At 74.0% G+C, this 17,569-nt stretch carries 12 protein-coding genes; 3 read left to right on the top strand and 9 right to left on the bottom strand.

What is annotated here, in order from left to right; translation table 11 throughout:
• Positions 1-72: 72 nt before the first annotated feature.
• From QRN89_RS26565 to QRN89_RS26530, 8 genes are all read right to left on the bottom strand, one after another.
• Complete coding sequence (locus QRN89_RS26565) at positions 73-2,628, bottom strand: polynucleotide kinase-phosphatase (protein WP_290351889.1); 2,556 nt, start codon at positions 2,626-2,628, stop codon at positions 73-75.
• On the bottom strand, positions 2,625-4,202 hold the full coding sequence (locus tag QRN89_RS26560) for a 3' terminal RNA ribose 2'-O-methyltransferase Hen1 (protein ID WP_290351887.1): 1,578 nt from the start codon (positions 4,200-4,202) through the stop codon (positions 2,625-2,627). The genes QRN89_RS26565 and QRN89_RS26560 overlap by 4 nt, the downstream gene beginning before the upstream one ends.
• 86 nt (positions 4,203-4,288) lie before the next feature.
• Positions 4,289-5,197 (bottom strand): homocysteine S-methyltransferase, encoded by a 909-nt coding sequence (mmuM, locus tag QRN89_RS26555; protein WP_290351886.1) that lies wholly within the window; start codon positions 5,195-5,197, stop codon positions 4,289-4,291.
• Positions 5,198-5,240: 43 nt separating this feature from the next.
• A complete protein-coding gene (locus QRN89_RS26550; RefSeq protein WP_290351885.1) occupies positions 5,241-6,164 on the bottom strand; it encodes an LLM class F420-dependent oxidoreductase in 924 nt (307 codons plus the stop codon).
• Between the two features lie 294 nt (positions 6,165-6,458).
• Positions 6,459-7,019 carry a DUF6099 family protein gene (locus QRN89_RS26545; RefSeq protein ID WP_290351884.1) on the bottom strand — a complete coding sequence of 187 codons (561 nt, stop codon included), beginning with the start codon at positions 7,017-7,019 and terminating at the stop codon, positions 6,459-6,461.
• A 125-nt stretch (positions 7,020-7,144) separates the two neighbouring features.
• Positions 7,145-7,516, bottom strand: coding sequence for a nucleotide pyrophosphohydrolase (locus QRN89_RS26540; RefSeq protein ID WP_290351882.1), 372 nt, complete (start codon positions 7,514-7,516; stop codon positions 7,145-7,147).
• Entirely contained in the window at positions 7,513-8,649 is a 1,137-nt protein-coding gene (locus QRN89_RS26535) for an AAA family ATPase (RefSeq protein WP_290351881.1), read from the bottom strand. The genes QRN89_RS26540 and QRN89_RS26535 overlap by 4 nt, the downstream gene beginning before the upstream one ends.
• A gap of 56 nt (positions 8,650-8,705) precedes the next feature.
• Positions 8,706-9,122 carry a cell division protein SepF gene (locus QRN89_RS26530; RefSeq protein WP_290351879.1) on the bottom strand — a complete coding sequence of 139 codons (417 nt, stop codon included), beginning with the start codon at positions 9,120-9,122 and terminating at the stop codon, positions 8,706-8,708.
• A gap of 620 nt (positions 9,123-9,742) precedes the next feature.
• Between QRN89_RS26530 and QRN89_RS26525 the strand changes: the two genes are divergently transcribed.
• Positions 9,743-12,172 carry an ATP-binding SpoIIE family protein phosphatase gene (locus QRN89_RS26525; RefSeq protein ID WP_290351878.1) on the top strand — a complete coding sequence of 810 codons (2,430 nt, stop codon included), beginning with the start codon at positions 9,743-9,745 and terminating at the stop codon, positions 12,170-12,172.
• Between the two features lie 122 nt (positions 12,173-12,294).
• Positions 12,295-14,370: a SpoIIE family protein phosphatase gene (locus tag QRN89_RS26520; RefSeq protein WP_290351877.1), complete on the top strand. Its 2,076-nt coding sequence runs from the start codon at positions 12,295-12,297 to the stop codon at positions 14,368-14,370.
• A 472-nt stretch (positions 14,371-14,842) separates the two neighbouring features.
• Here the strand turns inward: QRN89_RS26520 and QRN89_RS26510 are convergent, their stop codons facing one another.
• A complete protein-coding gene (locus QRN89_RS26510) occupies positions 14,843-15,607 on the bottom strand; it encodes an aldehyde dehydrogenase family protein (RefSeq protein ID WP_290351876.1) in 765 nt (254 codons plus the stop codon).
• 747 nt (positions 15,608-16,354) lie between these two features.
• On the opposite strand from QRN89_RS26510, the gene QRN89_RS26505 reads away from it, so the two are divergent.
• Complete coding sequence (locus QRN89_RS26505) at positions 16,355-17,566, top strand: DUF418 domain-containing protein (RefSeq protein WP_290351875.1); 1,212 nt, start codon at positions 16,355-16,357, stop codon at positions 17,564-17,566.
• Positions 17,567-17,569: the final 3 nt, after the last annotated feature.

Genomic DNA, 17,569 nt, shown 5'->3' with positions numbered 1-17,569 from the left:
GACCGGCCCCGAGCGGGTGATCACACCCTTCGGGGAGGCACCGACCGTGCCCGCCCGCACGGCTTCGGCCGTCTACAGCCGCGGGTCGACGGGCTCCGACTCCAGTGCGAGCACCGCGAACACGGCCTCGTGGACGCGCCACAGCGGCTCACCGTCGGCGAGGCGGTCGAGGGCCTCCAGACCGAGCGCGTACTCGCGCAGGGCCAGCGAGCGCTTGTGGCCGAGGAACCGGCCGCGCAGCCGGGTCAGGTTGTCCGGGCGGGTGTACTCGGGGCCGTAGATGATCCGCAGGTACTCCCGCCCCCGGACCTTGATGCCGGGCTGGACGAGCCGGCCCTTGGCGTCGCGGACGAGGGCGTGCAGGGGTTTGACGACCATGCCCTCGCCGCCCGCGGCGGTCATCTCCAGCCACCAGTCGGTCCCGGCCTTCACCGAGGCCTCGTCGCCGGTGTCGACGACCAGGCGACGGGTGCGCTGGAGCAGCCCCGGGCCGGTGTCGGTGGCGTCCGCCTCCACCAGCCGGTCCAGCCGGGCCAGTTGCTCGTCGTGCGGCACGCCGGCGAGGGAGCGGCCCTGGACGGCCAGGATCTGGAAGGGCGCGAGGCGCACGCCGTCCAGGCCGTCCGTGGTCCAGCAGTAGCGGCGGTAGGCGTCGGTGAACGCGGCCGCGTCGACGGCGCGGTCGCGCTGGCGGGCCAGGAGGTCCCCGGCGTCGATCCCGCGGGCCACGGCCGCCTCGAGGGCGGCGGTGGCGCCGGGAAGCACCGCGCGGGACGCGGCGCCGACGGCCGCGTACTGCTTGCGGAGCAGCCCGGACGCCTTCAGCGACCACGGCATGAGTTCGGCGTCCAGGAGCAGCCAGTCGGTGCCGAGTTCCTCCCACAGCCCGGCTCCGGTGATCGCGGTGCGCAGCCGGGCGAGGATCTGCTCGGTGACGGCCGGGTCGTCGAAGAACGGGCGGCCGGTGCGGGTGTGCAGGGAGCCGGTGACGCCGTCGGCGCCGAACCGCTCCCGTGAGACGCCCGCGTCGCGGCAGACCAGGGCGACGGCGCGGGAGCCCATGTGCTTCTCCTCGCACACGACCCGTTCGACCCCGTCGGTCCGGTACTGGGCGAACGCCTCCTCCGGGTGCTCCAGGTAGCCCTCCTTCCGCGAGGTCGCGGTGGGGGCCATGGTCGGCGGGAGGTAGGCGAGCAGCCGCGGGTCCTCCGCGAAGCGGCTCATCACCTCCAGTGCGGCGGCGGCGTTCTCCTCGCGGACGGCGACGCGTCCCATGTGGCGGGTCTCCACGACGCGGCGTCCGTGGACGTCGGCGAGGTCCAGCGGGCGGCCCTCGTGCCCGCCGGGCGCCTCGGTGACGAGTGGCCTGGCGGGCTCGTACCAGACCTGCTCGGCGGGGACGTCGACGAGTTCCCGCTCCGGCCAGCGCAGCGCGGTCAGCTTGCCGCCGAAGACGGCACCGGTGTCGAGGCAGATGGTGTTGTTGACCCAGGAGGCCATGGGCACGGGAGTGTGCCCGTACACCACTGCGGCGCGGCCGCGGTAGTCCTCGGCCCACGGGTAGCGCACGGGCAGGCCGAACTCGTCGGTCTCGCCGGTGGTGTCGCCGTACAGGGCGTGGGAGCGGACCCGGCCGGAGGTGCGGCCGTGGTACTTCTCGGGCAGTCCGGCGTGGCAGACGACGAGCCGGCCCTCGTCGAGGACGTAGTGACTGACGAGGCCGTCGATGAACTCCGCCACCCGTCCCCGGAACTCGGGGTCCTTGGCGTCCTCGCGTTCCAGCTGCTCGATGGTCTCGGCGAGGCCGTGGGTGTGCTGGACGTTGCGGCCCTTCAGCCAGCGTCCGAGCTTGTTCTCGTGGTTTCCGGGCACGCACAGGGCGTTGCCGCCGGCGACCATGCCCATCACGCGCCGGAGCACACCGGGGCTGTCCGGTCCGCGGTCGACGAGGTCGCCGACGAAGACCGCGGTACGGCCCTCGGGGTGTGCGCCGTCCACATAGCCGAGCCGGGCGAGCAGGGTGTCCAGTTCGGAGCTGCAGCCGTGGATGTCGCCGATGATGTCGAACGGTCCGGTGAGGTGGCGCAGGTCGTTGTAGCGCTTCTCCAGGACGATCTCGGCGGCGTCGGCCTCCTCGACGCTCCGCAGGACGTGGACCTTGCGGAAGCCCTCGCGTTCCAGGCCGCGCAGGGAGCGGCGCAGTTCGCGCCGGTGGCGCTGGATGACGTGGCGGGGCATGTCGGCCCGGTCCGGGCGGGCCGCGTTGCGTGCGGCGCACACCTCCTCGGGCATGTCGAGGACGATCGCGATCGGCAGCACGTCGTGCCGGCGGGCGAGCTGGACGAGTTCGCGGCGGCTCTCCCGCTGCACGCTGGTCGCGTCGACGACGGTCAGCCGGCCGGCGGCGAGCCGTTTGCCGACGATGTAGTGGAGGACGTCGAAGGCGTCGCCGCTGGCGCTCTGGTCGTTCTCGTCGTCGGCGACCAGGCCGCGGCAGAAGTCGGAGGAGATCACCTCGGTGGGCTTGAAGTGCTTGCGGGCGAACGTGGACTTGCCGGAGCCGCTGGCGCCGACGAGGACCACGAGGGAGAGGTCGGTGACGGGCAGTTCGCGGGTGGTGGTGGTCATGCCGCCCCCTCCTTCGTGGTGGTCGTGGTGGTGGTGGTGCCGGCCGGGGACGCCGGGTCCGCGTCGGGGGACTCGGCCGGCCGGGCTCCGGCGGCCCGGGCTCCGGTCGTCCTGGCTCCGGCCGCCCGGTCCGCCGCGGCCAGCGTGAACACGGCCATCTGCGTCGGCGGGCCGACCTCCGGGTCGTCGTCGCCGACCGGTACGTGGACGACTCCGTAGCCGTGCCGTTCGGCGACCCGGGCGGCCCAGTCGCGGAACTCCCGGCGGTCCCACTCGAAGCGGTGGTCGCTGTGGCGTACGTGTCCGGCGGGCAGTGTCTCCCAGCGCACGTTGTACTCGACGTTCGGCGTGGTGACGACCACGGTGTGCGGGCGGGCGGAACCGAACACGGCGTACTCGAGGGCGGGCAGCCTCGGCAGGTCGAGGTGCTCGATGACCTCGCTGAGGACGGCCGCGTCATAGCCCTTGAGGCGCTTGTCGGTGTACGTGAGCGAGCCCTGGAGGAGGGTGACGCGGCCGGACTGCCGCTCGCCCATGCGTTCCAGGCGCAGCCGGCGGGCGGCGACGGCGAGGGCGCGCACGGACACGTCCACGCCGACGATGTCGCTGAACCGGGTGTCCTTCAGGAGCGCCTGGACGAGCTGGCCCTGACCGCAGCCCAGGTCGAGCACGCTGGACGCGCCCGCCGTGCGGAGGGCGTCCAGGATCGCGGCGCGCCGCTGCTCGGCGAGCGGGACGGGACGCTCCTCGGTGTCCTTCGTCTCGTCCACCGCGTTGTCGACGTCCTCCACCTCGAGGTCGTCGCTCTCGGCGAGCCGGACGAGCTCGAGCCGCTCCGCGGCCTGCCGGGTGAGACCCCAGCGGCGGGACAGATAGCGGCTGGTGATCAGCTTCTGCTCGGGGTGGTCGGCGAGCCAGCCCTCGCCGGCGCGCAGCAGTTTGTCGACCTCGTCGGGCGCCACCCAGTAGTGCTTGGCGTCGTCCAGGACCGGAAGCAGGACGTAGAGCTGGCGCAGGGCGTCGGCGAGGCGCAGCTCCCCTTCGAGCGTCAGCCGTACGTAGCGGGAGTCGCCCCACTCCGGGAACTGCTCGTCGAGCACGACCGGCTCGGCCTCCACCCGGTCCCAGCCCAGCGGCCCGAACAGCTTGCGGACGAGTTCGGCGCCTCCGCGCGCGGGCAGGGCGGGCACCTCGATCCGCAGTGGCAGCGGGCTCGCGGCCCGCTCCGGCATCGCGGCGCACACCCCGCGCAGTGCGCTCTTGAAGACGGTGCTCATGGCGACGGAGAGCAGCGAGGAGGCGGCGTAGGGCCGGTCGTTGACGTACTGGGCGAGGGCCGAGTCGGGCGCCCCGCCGCTGCCCTTGCCCCGGCCGCGCCGGACCAGCGCCACGGGATCCACCTCCAGCAGCAGCGCGGCCGTGCAGCGTTCGGCGCTCGCCTCGGGGTAGAGGACGTGGGCCGTGCCGTGCGAGGTGGAGAACGCCTGCGCCTTGTCGGGGTGCTTGTGCAGCAGGAAGCCCAGGTCGGTGGCGGGACGCTCGGGGGTGCCGGTCGTACTGATCGTCAGGAACACGTGTCCGAGTATCACCGACTCGTCCGGCGTCCGACCAGCGGATTTCCTCGGTCTGCGGCTGTGGGCGGGCGACCGGCGGGCACGGCTCAGAGCCGTGCCGCGAGCGCTGCCAGGGCGGCGATGCGGTCCGGGCCGACGCGGCAGCACCCACCGGCCAGTCGCGCGCCTGCGGCGGCCCAGTGGGGCAGCCGGGCCGGGTCGAAGGCGACGTCGCCGGTCCAGGCGCGGGCGCGGGCGTCCCACCGCTCCCCGCTGTTGGGATAGACCACGACCGGTCGGCCCGTCTCTCGGGCGGCGATCCCCACGGCGCGGTCCGCGTCCGCGGGCGCGCAGCAGTTGACGCCGACGGCGATGACGTGGTCGTGGCCCGCGGCCAGCGCGAAGGCGGCCGCGAGGTCCTGGCCGGCGCGGGTGCGTCCGCCCTCGATCGTGTAGGAGAGCCACACCGGGATGCCGGTGTCCGCCGTGGCCCGCAGCAGTGCGGCCGCCTCGTCGGTGTCCGGCACGGTCTCCAGGGCGAACACGTCCGGGGCGGCCTCGGCGAGCGTGGCGACACGGGGCCGGTGGAAGTCCTCCAGCTCCCGCACCGTCAGCCCGTAGCGGCCGCGGTACTCGCTGCCGTCCGCGAGCAGCGCGCCGTACGGGCCGACGGAGGCGGCCACCCACACCTCCCGGGCCGGCTGCTCCGCCGCGGCGCGCGCCAGCGCCACGCTGCGGGCGAGGAGGGCGGCCGTCTCGCCCCGGTCGGTGCCGCGCGCGGCGAAGCCTTCGTAGGTGGCCTGGTAGCTGGCGGTGACGAGTACCTGGGCGCCCGCCCGCGCGTACGCCGTGTGCGCGGCTTCGATCTGCTCGGGACCGTCGGCGAGCAGCCGTGCCGACCAGAGGTCGTCGGACAGGTCGCAGCCCTGTGCCTCCAGTTGGGTGGACAGTCCGCCGTCGAGGACGAGCGGGCCGTCCCCGGCGAGGGCGTCGGCGAGGCTGCGGGCGGGCTTCACGGGTGGCTCCGGGGGGGGAGGGCGTGCGGGACGGCGGACGGCCTCAGTTCAGCTGGGACTGGACCTGCGAGGAGATGAGCTCCAGGTGGTCGAGGTCGTCCAGGTCGAGGATCTGGAGGTAGACGCGGGAGGAGCCCGCGGCGGCGTAGCGGCCGAGCTTGTCGACGACCTCGGCGGGCGAGCCGGCGAGGCCGTTGGCCTTGAGTTCGTCGGCCTCGCGGCCGATGGCGGCGGCGCGGCGGGCGACCTCCGCGTCGTCCCTGCCGACGCAGACGACGAGGGCGTTGGAGTACACGAGGTCGCCGGGGGACCGCCCGGCCTCCTCCGCTGCCGCGCGGACCCGCCCGAACTGCCGCTCGGTGTCCTCGATCGAGGCGAACGGGATGTTGAACTCGTCGGCGTACTGTGCGGCCAGTCGCGGGGTGCGGGTGGCGCCGTGGCCGCCGATGAGCACCGGGACCTTCCGCTGGACGGGCTTGGGCAGCGCGGGTGAGTCCTTCAGCTGGTAGTACCGTCCGTCGTAGTCGAAGGTCTTGCCGGTCTCCGTGCTCCACAGGCCTGTGACGATGGCCAGTTGCTCCTCGAGCCGGGCGAACTTCTCCTTGGGGAAGGGGATGCCGTAGGCCTTGTGCTCCTCCTCGAACCAGCCGGCGCCGAGGCCGAGCTCGACCCGGCCGCCGGACATCTGGTCGACCTGTGCGACCTGGATGGCGAGCACACCGGGGAGCCGGAAGGTGCCGGCCGTCATCAGGGTGCCGAGCCTGATCCGCCGGGTCTCGCGGGCGAGGCCGGCCAGGGTGATCCAGGCGTCGGTGGGTCCGGGAAGGCCGTCGGCCGACCCCATGCTGAGGTAGTGGTCCGAGCGGAAGAAGGCGTCGAAGCCCAGGTCCTCGGTGGCCCTGGCCACGGTGAGCAGGGTGTCGTAGGAGGCGCCTTGCTGGGGTTCGGTGAAGATTCGAAGGTCCATACATCCATCCTGCACCTTGGTTCGCGCCTCAACCTCGCCGTGCCGCGCCGTGCGGGGCAGAGCCGGGCGTGCCTTACTGAACCCGGACCACGCTGCGCGTGCCGCGCGGGACCGTGCAGCGCCGCGCCGGACCGTGCAGCGCCCTGCCGTGCCGATACGTCCTGCCGGGCGTGGGCGTGCGAACGCGTGCGGCAGGCGGTGGGCCGACAGCGGGCGTACCGGCCGCGCAGGGGACCCGGGCGCGCGGTGGACCGAAGCGGACGCCCGGCGCGGTACGCACGGGACCCTCCGGGCTCAAGGCGGGCTCGCCGTCGGCTCCGCCGGGTCCGGGCGACGGGCGGCGAGCTCGCGGCCGCCGGTCCCGTCCTCCCGGTCCCGCTCCCAGCCGTGGGCTCTTCGACGCTCCCGTTCGCGCTCGCACAGGGCGAGCCGGTGGAGCATGGCGCGGACATGGTCGCTGGACTCGTCCGCGGCGTCGATCGCCTCGATGCACTGCCAGTACAGACCCTCCTCGTCCGTGGCGCAGGCCACGCCGACGAGCGCTATGCCGACCTCGCCGAGCAGGGTCCCGAGCGCGTCCAACGACCGCCCGGGATCCGCCACTTCCGTGAGCTGCGCGGCTCTCGGGCCGCCCGCGCGCAGGACGGCGGGGTCGGCGAGCATGCCGGCCCGGCCGCCTGCCTCGCTGAGTCCGCGCGCCTCGCTTCTCAGCACCTGCGGTCCGCTCACCGCCAGTTGACTCCCGATCGCCTGCGCGAGGGCCTGCGCCTGCCAGGCCTCCGCCACGACGTCCAGCGCCGCGCGGCACTCCGCGAGTGCGCGCCTGCCGATCGCCACGAGCCGTTCCGCATCCATGCACGCCGCCCCCGTTCGTACGACTTTCTGCCCACTGAGTCACTACCCAGAGTGAAGGCCCTCCAGACGAAAAGCCAGGGGAATTCGGAAATCTGTGGACAGCAGGCCGCTTGGGGAAAGATCAGTCACTCCGTAGAGTGACGATCTCGTACGGAGGGACCGTCGGATGCCCGTTCGGCCGGCGGGAAGCGGAGCTCGTTCCGGTCGATCTTCTCCGAGAGCGCCCGGAGCGGGTCGACCCCGAGCACCTCGCAGAACTGGAGCAGATACGCGAGCACGTCGGCGACCTCGTCCGCCACCCGGTGCGCCTTGCGGGGGTCGTCCATCACCCGCGCCGACTCCTCCGGCGTCAGCCACTGGAAGATCTCGACGAGTTCCGCGGCCTCGACCGTCAGCGCCACGGCGAGGTTCTTCGGGGTGTGGTACGGCTGCCAGTTCCGCGCCGCGGCGAACTCGGCCAGTCTGCGCTGTAGTGCCTTCACGTCCGGTTCCGTCATCGCACCAGGTCTACCACCGTCACGCCCTGGATCCCCCGTGTGGCCGCCCCCTCCCCCACCTCCCCCACGAGGCGCATGTGCCCGTCGGCGCAGACGGAAGCGGCCAGAGCCAGGAGGGCGCGCAACTGGGCCGTGTCCAGGGCGCGGTCCAGGTTCTCGGCGAGGACGGTCAGCGACTGGAGGGCCCGCGGGACCTCCGCCGCCTGGTCGACCGCCAGCACACCGGGGCCGGTCAGCAGGACCAGCGCGAGGGCCAGGAAGCGCAGTTCGCCGTCGCCGAGCCGGCCGAGCGGGGTGGGCAGGCCCGCGCTCTCGGGGGCGCCCCGGCCGAGCACCGCGCGGACCGTGCCGTCGGGGAGTTCCTCGACGCCGACCTCGCTGACGGGACCGGCGCATCCCGCGCGGGCGACGGACGTCAGCCTCGCGTGGCGGCGCGTGCACTCGTGGCGGGTGCGGTGGAGCACGGCGGCCAGGTTGTCGCAGCCGGGCCGGAGCCGCCCCTCCCCCGGTGCGACCGGCTCGCGCATCCGCTCGGGTCGCGGGTCGCAGGGGAACACCGAGCGCAGTGCCACCACGACCTGCTCCGCGGCCGCGAGGACCTGTCGCTGTCCGTCCGTCGTCCCCGCGACCCGGAGCGGCAGCAGCGCCGTGCCGAGCAGGTCGTCGGGGAGCGGGGCGCGGGTGACCCCGGCGTCGCCGGCGGTGTGCCAGGCGGCCTGGACGCAGGAACGCCCGGGGTCGCGCAGGGCGGAGCTCAGCAGTGTCCGCCCGCCGGCGGTCAACCGTTCGCCGACGACGCGCAGTTCGGGGTCGGCCTGGACGGCGACGTCGAGCCGGACGGGCCCTTCCGGTCCGTCGACCGTGCAGCCGATCCTGAATCCCCGCCTGCCCTGCCTGTCGCGTGCCGCACCCTCCGGCACACAGCCCGCCGGATCGGGGAACACCTCGCCCAGCGCGGCGCCGGCCCCGAGCCCGGCCAGTGCCGCGTACGCGCGCAGCGCGGTCGACTTCCCGCTGCCGCTCGGCCCGGCGAAGAGGGTGACGGGGCCGAGCGGCAGGGTCCTCCCCCGGTGCGCGGCGAAGGAGGAGAGTCGCAGTTCGGTGACGGTGGGGCGGAGGGTGGATACGTCCATACGGCGGACGCTACGCAGGGCCCGGCACGCCGAACCGTTACCTCTGGAAACGCTTCCTACGAATGAGGGACGGCGGCCGCGGCGAGACCGTCGACCTCCGTACCGACGGGCGCGAGCAGGAACACGTTGCGGTCGACGCGGTGCATCCCGCAGCCCAGTCCGAAGACGACCCCGCTGCTGAAGTCCAGGATGCGCTTGGCGACTTCGGCGTCGGCGCTCGTGAGGTCGAGCAGCACGGGGACCTGGGCGATGAGGTACTCGGCGACCTCGCGGGCGTCGGCGAAGACCTGCACGCGCAGGACGACCATCCGACGCTGCTCCACCTCGGCGCCGGGCGCGGCGTCCAGACCGTCCCGGGGGATCGTGCGGTGGTCCACGCGTGAGGGCCACTCGTTGCGGCCCCTCAGCGGCACGACCTGGGCCAGGCCCTCCCACTGCTCGTCGGTGACGTCGTACCTCTCGTACCTGCTCATGCGACCATCTTCGCGCCCCTCACCCATTCGGCCCAACAGCGACACGAACGAGTCCGCACCCGGCCCGTGGGAGACGGGGCACGGGTGCGCAGCGGAGGGCGTGGACCCGGCGTCGTGCCGGGTCAACGGTGCCGGCGGTGTGCCGCCGTGCTCCGACGTGTTGACGCTGTCGGTGCCGAGGCCGTTGGACGGACGCGGCCGGCACCACCTCGGGTCCGGGACGGCGGCCTCGTCGGCGTCGTCGGGGTCCTTCTTCCGACATGGGGCAGGAGAGGGTCATGGCCCACCACGGCGACGCCCTGCCGGCTCCCGTCCCCGGACACCGGAGCTGACCCGCCGTGACCGGGCGGCGTCCTGAACGGAGCGGGACCGCACACCTGTTGGCAGACGCACCCGCCCGGGAGCACACTGCACGGGCGGACGGCCGCCATGGCTCCAGGGTGCGCCGCCGCGATCGAGATCGCATGCCGGCGTCTCCCCGGAGGACCGTCCGCCGTCGCGCCCGCGTCGTTCGCCGCCGGACGTGCCCGCCGTCGCCGCACAGGGGGCCTCCCGGTGTATCGGCGTCAAACGGGCCACGGGGCGTGCGCAACCGTCGGAGCCGGTGGAGCATGAGAGTGATGACCGGATCCGTGACCCTGATCAGTGAGAGCCCGGAGGACCCGTTCTCGCTGGGGCGGGCCATCTCCGTCGTGCTGGACGAGCGGGGGTCGGTGGTCGGCTGGAGCGAGCGCGCGCGCGAAGTCCTGGGGTTCACGGACGCCGAGGCTCTCGGGCGCCGTGCGGAGGACTTCCTCGTCGCCGCCCGTGACCACGGCCTCGTGCGGGAGGCCGCGGCGGACTGCGTCCGGGACGGGGGCTGGTTCGGGGTGGTGCCCGTCCTCGACCGGGAGGGCCGCCGGTCCCGTTTCGGGGTCCGGGCCAGACGGGTGATACGGGCGGGCAGGGCGGACGAGTGGCTGCTGGTGGGCGCACCGGCCGGGGAGGTCGCCCAGTGGGAGATCGACAGGTCGGTCATGGAGGGGCTGTTCTGCCGCTCCCCCATCGGTCTGTCGGTGCACGACCCGGAGCTGGCGATCCTGCGGATCAACCGGCCGATAGCACACATCGGTGGCATCACCAGCGACCAGGCCCGGGGCCATCGCATCGGTGACTTCCTGGTGGCCGCGGACGCCGAGACGATCGAGTCCCGGCTGAACGAGGTCCTGGAGACCGGCACCCCGATGATCTTCACCGAGCAGTCGTGCCGGCTGCTCATCGAGCCCGGGGTCGAACGCTACGTGGCGGTGTCGGCCTTCCGCATGGAGGACTCGGGCGGCCGGACGCTCGGGGTGACCCAGCTGGTGGAGGACGTCACCGACCGGCACCGGGCGCGCCGCCGGCTGGCGATGCTGAACGAGGCGAGCGAGCTCATCGGCACCACGCTGGACGTGGAGACCACGGCGCAGGAGCTGGTGGACGTCGCCGTGCCAGGAATCGCCGACTGTGTGACGGTCGACCTGCTGCCGGCCGTCGGGCTCGGCGAGGCGCTGTTCCCGGAGCGCGGCGGACCGCTGCGCAGGTCCGCGTTCAAGTCGGTGGCGCCGTTCCCCGAGCAGGTGATGTACCCGGTGGGCACGCTCCGGTCGTTCCCGAAGGACTCGCCGCAGGCCCGGTGCCTGGTGAGCCGGCGCCCCGTGCTGGTGCCCCACATGGACCCCGAAGACGTGGAGCTGGGCCTGGACCCCGAACGGACCGAGCACGCCCGGACGCTGGGCGTCCACTCGCTGATGGTCGTGCCGCTGACCGCCAGGGGCCTGGTGCTGGGGCTCGTCTGCCTGTGGCGGTACGTCGTCCCGGAGCCCTTCGAGGAGGACGACCTGACGCTGGCGAACGAGTTCGCCGGGCGGGCCGGGATCGCCATCGACAACGCCCGCCGTTACACCCAGGAGCACCGCACGGCGCTGGCCCTGCAGCGCAGGCTGCTGCCGCGCGAGGTTCCCTCGCAGCCGGCGGTGCGCGTCGCGCACCGGTACCTGCCGGCGGGCGGCGCCGCGGGGGTCGGCGGTGACTGGTTCGACGTGATCCCGCTCTCCGGGGCCCGGGTCGCGCTGGTCGTCGGCGACGTCGTGGGCCACGGCATCAACGCGGCCGCGACGATGGGACGGCTGCGCACCGCCGTGCACACCCTGGCCGACCTGGACCTGGAACCGGACGAGGTGCTGTCCCACCTCGACGACCTCGTCACCCGGCTGGCCGGCGAGCAGGAGCACGGCGACGAGGGCTCACCCGGCGAGCAGGTGGTGGGCGCCACGTGCCTGTACGCCGTGTACGACCCGGTGTCCCGGATCTGTTCCGTGGCCCGCGCCGGTCATCCGCCGCCCGCGCTCGTGGCGCCGGACGGCGAGGTGAGCCTGCCCGACCTGCCGGCCGGGCCGCCGCTGGGCCTCGGCGGGCTGCCGTTCGAGTCCGAGGAGCTGGAGCTGCCGGAGAACAGCGTGCTCGCCCTGTACACCAACGGGCTCATCGAGGGCGACGCGCACGACGTCGACGCCGGGCTCGACCGGTTGTCGGAGGCCCTGAGCGGCCGCGACCGGCCGCTGGAGGACATGGCCCAGTCCGTGGTGGACGCGCTGCTGCCCGCGCGGCCCACCGACGACGTGGCCCTGCTGCTGGCCAGGACCCGCACCCTCGCGTCCGAGCAGGTCGCGACGTGGGTGCTGCCCGCCGAGCCGACCGCGCCGGCCCGGGCCCGGGTGCTGACCGCGGAGAAGCTGACCGAGTGGGGCCTGGAGGAGATGATCTTCACCACCGAGCTGATCGTGAGCGAACTCGTCACCAACTCCTACCGCTACGCCGGCGGCCCGGTGACCCTGAGACTCATCCGTCTGCACCGGCTGATCTGCGAGGTCTCCGACCCCAGCAGCACCTCGCCGCATCTGCGACGGGCCCGCAGCACCGACGAGGGCGGCCGCGGCCTGCTGCTCGTGGCACAACTGACGTCACGGTGGGGTACACGGCACGCGCATGAGGGCAAGACTGTCTGGACCGAGCAGGAGCTGCCGGGCTGACCGGTGGGGCCGAAGCTGCACGGATCCGGGCACGGAGGGACGATAAGAGCGCCCAGGTTTCCGGCGGGGTGGGCATGACCTGCACAAATACCCTGTGACGGTGGCGGGAGGAGCAGCTGCGGATGGGTGGCACCGAAGCGTTCCCCGGTGACCTGGTACCGAGCGTGGAGGCGGGCCCCGCCCCGCCCGGCGGGCTGCTCGACGTGCTCGGTCTGGCACCGGTGGTGCTGGACGCGGAGGGGCGGATCGCCCTGTGGAGCCAGCAGGCCGAGGAACTGCTGGGCTACACCGCGGAGGAGGCGCTCGGGGAGTTCGCGCTGCGGCTGCTGGTCGAGGAGGAGCACATCGAGACCGTCCTCGAGCTGTTCTCGAGCGTGATGGAGAGCGGCGAGAACTGGGCCGGGGTGTTCCCGGTGAGGCACAAGGACGGCGCGATCCGGCAGCTGGAGTTCCGCAACATGCGGCTCCAGGACCGGCACGGCGGTTTCTACGCGCTGGGGCTGTCCACCAGCCAGGAGACCCTGCGCCAGGTGGAGCGCGACCTGGCCCTGTCGGTGCGGCTGGTCGACCAGTCCCCGATCGGTCTGGCCGTGCTCGACCCCGAACTGCGGTGTGTGACGGTCAACCCGGCCCTGGCGGGCGTCAGCGGGCTCCCCGCGGAGCAGCACGTGGGCCGCCGTGTGAGCGAGACCCTGCCGTTCCTGGACGCCGCCCGGCTCGAGGCCGCGATGCGCCGGGTGCTGGAGACCGGTACGCCGATGGTGGACCGCCAGGTGCTCGGGCGCACACCGTCCGACCTGGACACCGAGCGCGCCTGGTCGGTCTCCCTGTACCGGCTGGAGGACCCTCGCGGCCGCATCCTCGGGGTGGCGGCGTCCGTGGTGGACGTGACGGACCGGCACCACGCCGCCAAGGAGGCGGAGCGGGCCCGGCACCGGCTGTCCCTGGTGGCCGACGCGTCGATGCGGATCGGCACCACCCTGGACCTGTGGGAGACCGCGCGGGAGCTTGCCGATGTGGCGGTGCCCGAGCTTGCCGACATCGCCGCGGTGGACGTACTGGACTCGGCGGTCGAGGGGCGGCGCGAGTCGGTGCAGGCCGGCAGCACGGCGGTGTTCCGCGCGCTCGCCGTCGCGGCCGCCCATCCGACCGTCGCCGTGCAGGCGGCCGACCCACCGGGCGAGATCACCCGTTACGAGGCCGACCGGCTGGTCACCCAGTGCGTGCAGACGGGCGAGCCGGTCGTGGTGCCGCACGTGGCGAACGAGGACCTGCCCCGGATCGCGCGGGACGCGTCGGCGGCGGTGCTGCTGGCGGCGGCGGGGGTGCACTCGTACATGGCGGTGCCGCTGATCGCCCGCGGGGAGGTGCTCGGAGCGCTGGACCTCAAGCGGTTCCGCAACCCGGTCCCTTTCGACTCCGACGACGTGCTGCTGGCCAGCGAGCTGGCGAGCCGGGCCGCGGTGTGCATCGACAACGCGCGCTGGTACCAGCAGCAGCGCAACGCGGCGCTCGCCCTCCAGCGCAGTCTGCTGCCGCGGCATCCGCCGAACCTGGTCGGACTGGAGGTCGCCTCCCGCTACCAGCCCGCGGGAGCGGTCAGCGAGGTCGGCGGCGACTGGTTCGACATCCTCCCCCTCAGCGACGGGAAGACCGCGCTGGTGGTGGGCGACGTGATGGGCAGCGGCATCAACGCGGCGACGGCCATGGGGCGGCTGCGCACCGCCACCCAGACCCTCGCCTCCCTGGGGCTCGGGCCCGACGAGGTGCTGCGGCACCTGGACTCGATCACCGGTGAACTGGAGCCGTACATCGCGACGTGCCTGTACGCCCTGTACGACCCGCACAAGGGCCGGGTGTGCATCTCCACGGCCGGTCATCTGCCGCCGGTGCTGCAGCGGCCCGGCGAGGCGCCCGTGCTGCTCGACCTGCCGACCGGGGTGCCGCTGGGCGTCGGCGGGGTGGAGTTCTGCTCCGTCGACTTCGCCCTGTCCCCCGGGGACACGCTGGTGCTCTACACGGACGGTCTGGTGGAGACGCGCGACCAGGACATCGACACCCGGCTGCATGCGCTGCTCACGCTGATGGCGGGGCCGACCGCGGGCCTGGAGGAGACGTGCGACCGCCTCCTGGACTCGCTGCGGCGGGGGCCCGTGGAGGACGACGTGGCCCTGCTCATCGCGCGCGTGCGGGAGTGAGCGCCGGCCGGCGACGTGAACGCAGGCCGGCGACGTCATCGCGGTGAACCGGAGGGCGGGGGCGCGGAGCCGTCCCGGGGGCTTCGGCGCGCGGGCCGGGGGCTGCCGCGCCGCCCGCGGACGCCTCCTCCCGGACGGCCGTCGCCCGGGTGGTGGCGCTCTCCGCAGGCGGCGGGTACGGCCTGTACCGGCTGATCCTGCGCCGCTCCGGGGTGACCCGGGTCAATGCGCTGATGTTGCTCATGGCGCCGGTGACGGCCGTGCGGGGCGCACTGCTCTTCGGGGAGCCCCGTTCGGCACACAGACCGCGGTCGGCATGGCGGCGGCCCTCGCCGCGGTGACCGTCGTGCACCGGGGCGAGGACCGCGGCGGCACCGGTCCCCGTCCGCGCCGGATCGGGGCCGGGTCCCGCAGCTCCCCGTGACGGGCCGTCAACCACCCGTGCCGTACGGGCGCCTGGCCCGGGTTCCTCCTACCGCTGGATGGTTCCCGGGGTGATCGTCACCCGCTCGCACTCGACGAAGTGCTCCATCGCCGACGCCTCCCGGGCGGCCCCGTCGAGGGTGCACGGCACATCGGCGGCGGCGACCAGGTAGCGGGCGCCCGCGCCGTCCTCCTCCGTGAACCCGTTCACGACGCCGCGCGGCAGGGACTGGACCTCGGAGAGGATCCCGAACACCAGGGCGTTGACGCGCGCGGTCTGCCCGGGCATCCGCACCACGCTGGTCGTACCGGCCGCGAGGGCCGGGGCCAGGGAGCAGACGAGCAGGGCGACCGGGGACCGGCGCGGCACGACGATTCCCGCGACGCCGCGGGGGCGGCGCAGCAGGAGGGAGCACTTCCCCGGGCCGACTTCGAGCGCGCGGCCGTGCCCGGTGCGCACGAGCGAGGCGAAGTACCGCAGCCGCGACGGCACCGTCTCCGCCTCGAAGCGCGCGTGCTGCCTCGGCTTTCCGTCCGCCTGGGCCAGCGACTCGGTCAACTGCCCGACGTGCGCGGCGAACACGTCCGCCATCTCGTGCAGGGTCCTGGCACGCAGATGGCGGTCGTCCTTCCAGCGCGTCTCGCCGAAGGCCCTTCTGGCCGCCACGAGCGCCCGTGCGGCCATCTCGCGCCCGTCGCCGGCACCCCCGTCCGTCGTCCGGCCGCCCGGCGCCGTGCGGGCGTCGGGGCCGTCACGGCCTCCCGGGCCGACCCAGGTGCCGTCGATCCAGTGCAACGCGGTCGCAGTCGTCATGGCTCACTCCCAGCTTCGTCCGGAGCGCTGAGTGAACGGACACGTCGTTGTTCGGCGCGTTGCCGGTCCGACATGGCCGCCGTACCGGACGACGCCGCGCGCGCTCCACCGCGCCGCGGCCCGCATCGGCCGCCTCTGCGACGACGTCGCCGGTGTACCCGAGTGGCAGATCCGTCTCGTGCAAGAACGCTGATCGGTCTCGTGGTGGAGTCGCTCGGACTTCCTTGGCGCCGGAGGCGCCCGCTCAGCCGTCCCGGGATGACCGGCTGATCTGGGGGAAATCGCCGCATCGCCTGCACGCCGGGGGTCCCGGCGGTCGCCGCCGGCTCACCGGCGGGGGCCCGTCCCGCGGGCCGTCTCCCCATGCTGCCGCCGTCGGGTGCCGGGCGCAACGCGAGCCGTGGGCGCCCCGGTTTCGGGCCTTCCACCGCGTACCGATACACATGAGGTCGACCATTTCGAGCCGATCCGGGGCCGTACGACCCGCCCGGGCCGTACGACCGGTTCGGCGGCAGGACCGGAGACGCGGGGGCGGATCAGGTGGTACGGACAGCGGGTGCGGCGACACCGACCGGGCGGGAGCCCGGCGAGCGGGAGGAACACGAACACCGCGGAGAGCGCGGAGAGCGCGGAGAACCGGGGCGGCAGGGGGACGGCGGAGTACCGGGGCGGCAGGGGGACGGCGGAGTACCGGAAGACCGGGGAGAGCGGCGGGCCCGGGGAGACCGGGGGAAGCGGCTGACCAGCGTGGACGCCGCCCGCGCCGTGGCGGTCCTCGCGATGTTCGCCGCGCACATCGGCCCCCCGGCGAGGCCCGAGGGGGCGGGCCATCTGATCGTCGCGTTCGACGGGCGCGCGCCCGCGATCTTCACGCTGATCGCGGGGCTGTCACTGTCGCTCTCCCGGGGCGGGACCCGCCCGCGCCCTCCGGAGAGGAGTGCTCGGCGCGGCACGCTCGTCCGCTGCGCGGTGCTCGCGGCACTGGGTCTGGCCCTCGCGGAGCTGAGGTCCGGGATCGCGGTCATCCTGACCTTCTTCGCGGTGTACTTCCTGGCCGCCGAGCCGCTCGCCCGGCTGCGGACCCGCACCCTGCTCGTACTGGCGGCGCTCTCACCGGTCGTCGGACCCGTGCTGTCCTACGTGCTGGGGCCGTACTTCGGCCACCGTGTGTCCGGCCGCGGCCGTTACCCCGGGTTCGACGCGGTCACGAGCCTGCCGGGATTCGGCGACGCGCTGGAGACCCTGCTGCTGTCCGGCGCGTACCCGTGGCTCACCTACTTCCCGTACGTGCTGGTCGGCATGGCGCTGGGCCGCGTGATGGATCCGAGCCGGCCGGGCACCGCCGGCCGGCTCATCGGCTGGGGAGCCCTGGCCACGGCGGCCGGGCACGGGCTGTCGGCGCTGGCGCTGGGGCCGGGCGGCGGTCGTGAGGCACTTCTGCGGGCGGTCGCCGAAAGCCACCCGGCCGCGGTGAACGCCCCCGATCCGGTGCAGGTGGTGCTCGCCTCCCAGGCGGGCGCGATACCGAGCACCTCCTGGGCCTGGCTGCTGGTCGACGGGCCGTACAGCCAGACACCCTTGGAGACCGTCGCCAACATCGGCGCCGGTCTGCTGCTCCTCGGTCTCGCCGTCGCCGCCGCCCGCGGCGGGCTGCTCCGCCCGTTGATGCGCCCGCTGGCCACCGTGGGCACGATGGGGCTCTCGGTGTACGCCGTCCATGTGCTGGCCCGCGCCGAGTTGCGGCCCCAGCACGGCTGGGGGGCGCTGGGCGCGTTCTGCCTGGTGTCCCTGGTGGGCTGCGCGCTGTGGGCCCGTGCCTTCCGCGGCACGCAGCCGGGCCGGGGACCGCTGGAATGGCTTCTGCACGTCCTGGTGCGGGCGGTCACCCCGAAGGGGGCCGCGGCGCCGGCCGATTCGACCGGGGCGCAGCGGACCCCCCGGGAGGCGACCGGGCCGTAGGTA

It is taken from the genome of Streptomyces sp. HUAS CB01, from assembly GCF_030406905.1.
Lineage (GTDB): Bacteria > Actinomycetota > Actinomycetes > Streptomycetales > Streptomycetaceae > Streptomyces > Streptomyces chengbuensis.
Note: the sequence above shows the minus strand (reverse complement) of the source record. Positions and strands in the feature narration are given on the sequence as shown.

What these genes read in the sequence shown, in the direction of transcription:
- QRN89_RS26520 (WP_290351877.1), top strand. Translation starts at nt 12,295, where the DNA reads ATGGGTGGCACCGAAGCGTTCCCCGGTGACCTGGTACCGAGCGTGGAG.
- QRN89_RS26530 (WP_290351879.1), bottom strand. Translation starts at nt 9,122, where the DNA reads ATGAGCAGGTACGAGAGGTACGACGTCACCGACGAGCAGTGGGAGGGC.
- QRN89_RS26510 (WP_290351876.1), bottom strand. Translation starts at nt 15,607, where the DNA reads ATGACGACTGCGACCGCGTTGCACTGGATCGACGGCACCTGGGTCGGC.
- QRN89_RS26525 (WP_290351878.1), top strand. Translation starts at nt 9,743, where the DNA reads ATGACCGGATCCGTGACCCTGATCAGTGAGAGCCCGGAGGACCCGTTC.
- QRN89_RS26550 (WP_290351885.1), bottom strand. Translation starts at nt 6,164, where the DNA reads ATGGACCTTCGAATCTTCACCGAACCCCAGCAAGGCGCCTCCTACGAC.
- QRN89_RS26545 (WP_290351884.1), bottom strand. Translation starts at nt 7,019, where the DNA reads ATGGATGCGGAACGGCTCGTGGCGATCGGCAGGCGCGCACTCGCGGAG.
- QRN89_RS26540 (WP_290351882.1), bottom strand. Translation starts at nt 7,516, where the DNA reads ATGACGGAACCGGACGTGAAGGCACTACAGCGCAGACTGGCCGAGTTC.
- QRN89_RS26565 (WP_290351889.1), bottom strand. Translation starts at nt 2,628, where the DNA reads ATGACCACCACCACCCGCGAACTGCCCGTCACCGACCTCTCCCTCGTG.
- QRN89_RS26535 (WP_290351881.1), bottom strand. Translation starts at nt 8,649, where the DNA reads ATGGACGTATCCACCCTCCGCCCCACCGTCACCGAACTGCGACTCTCC.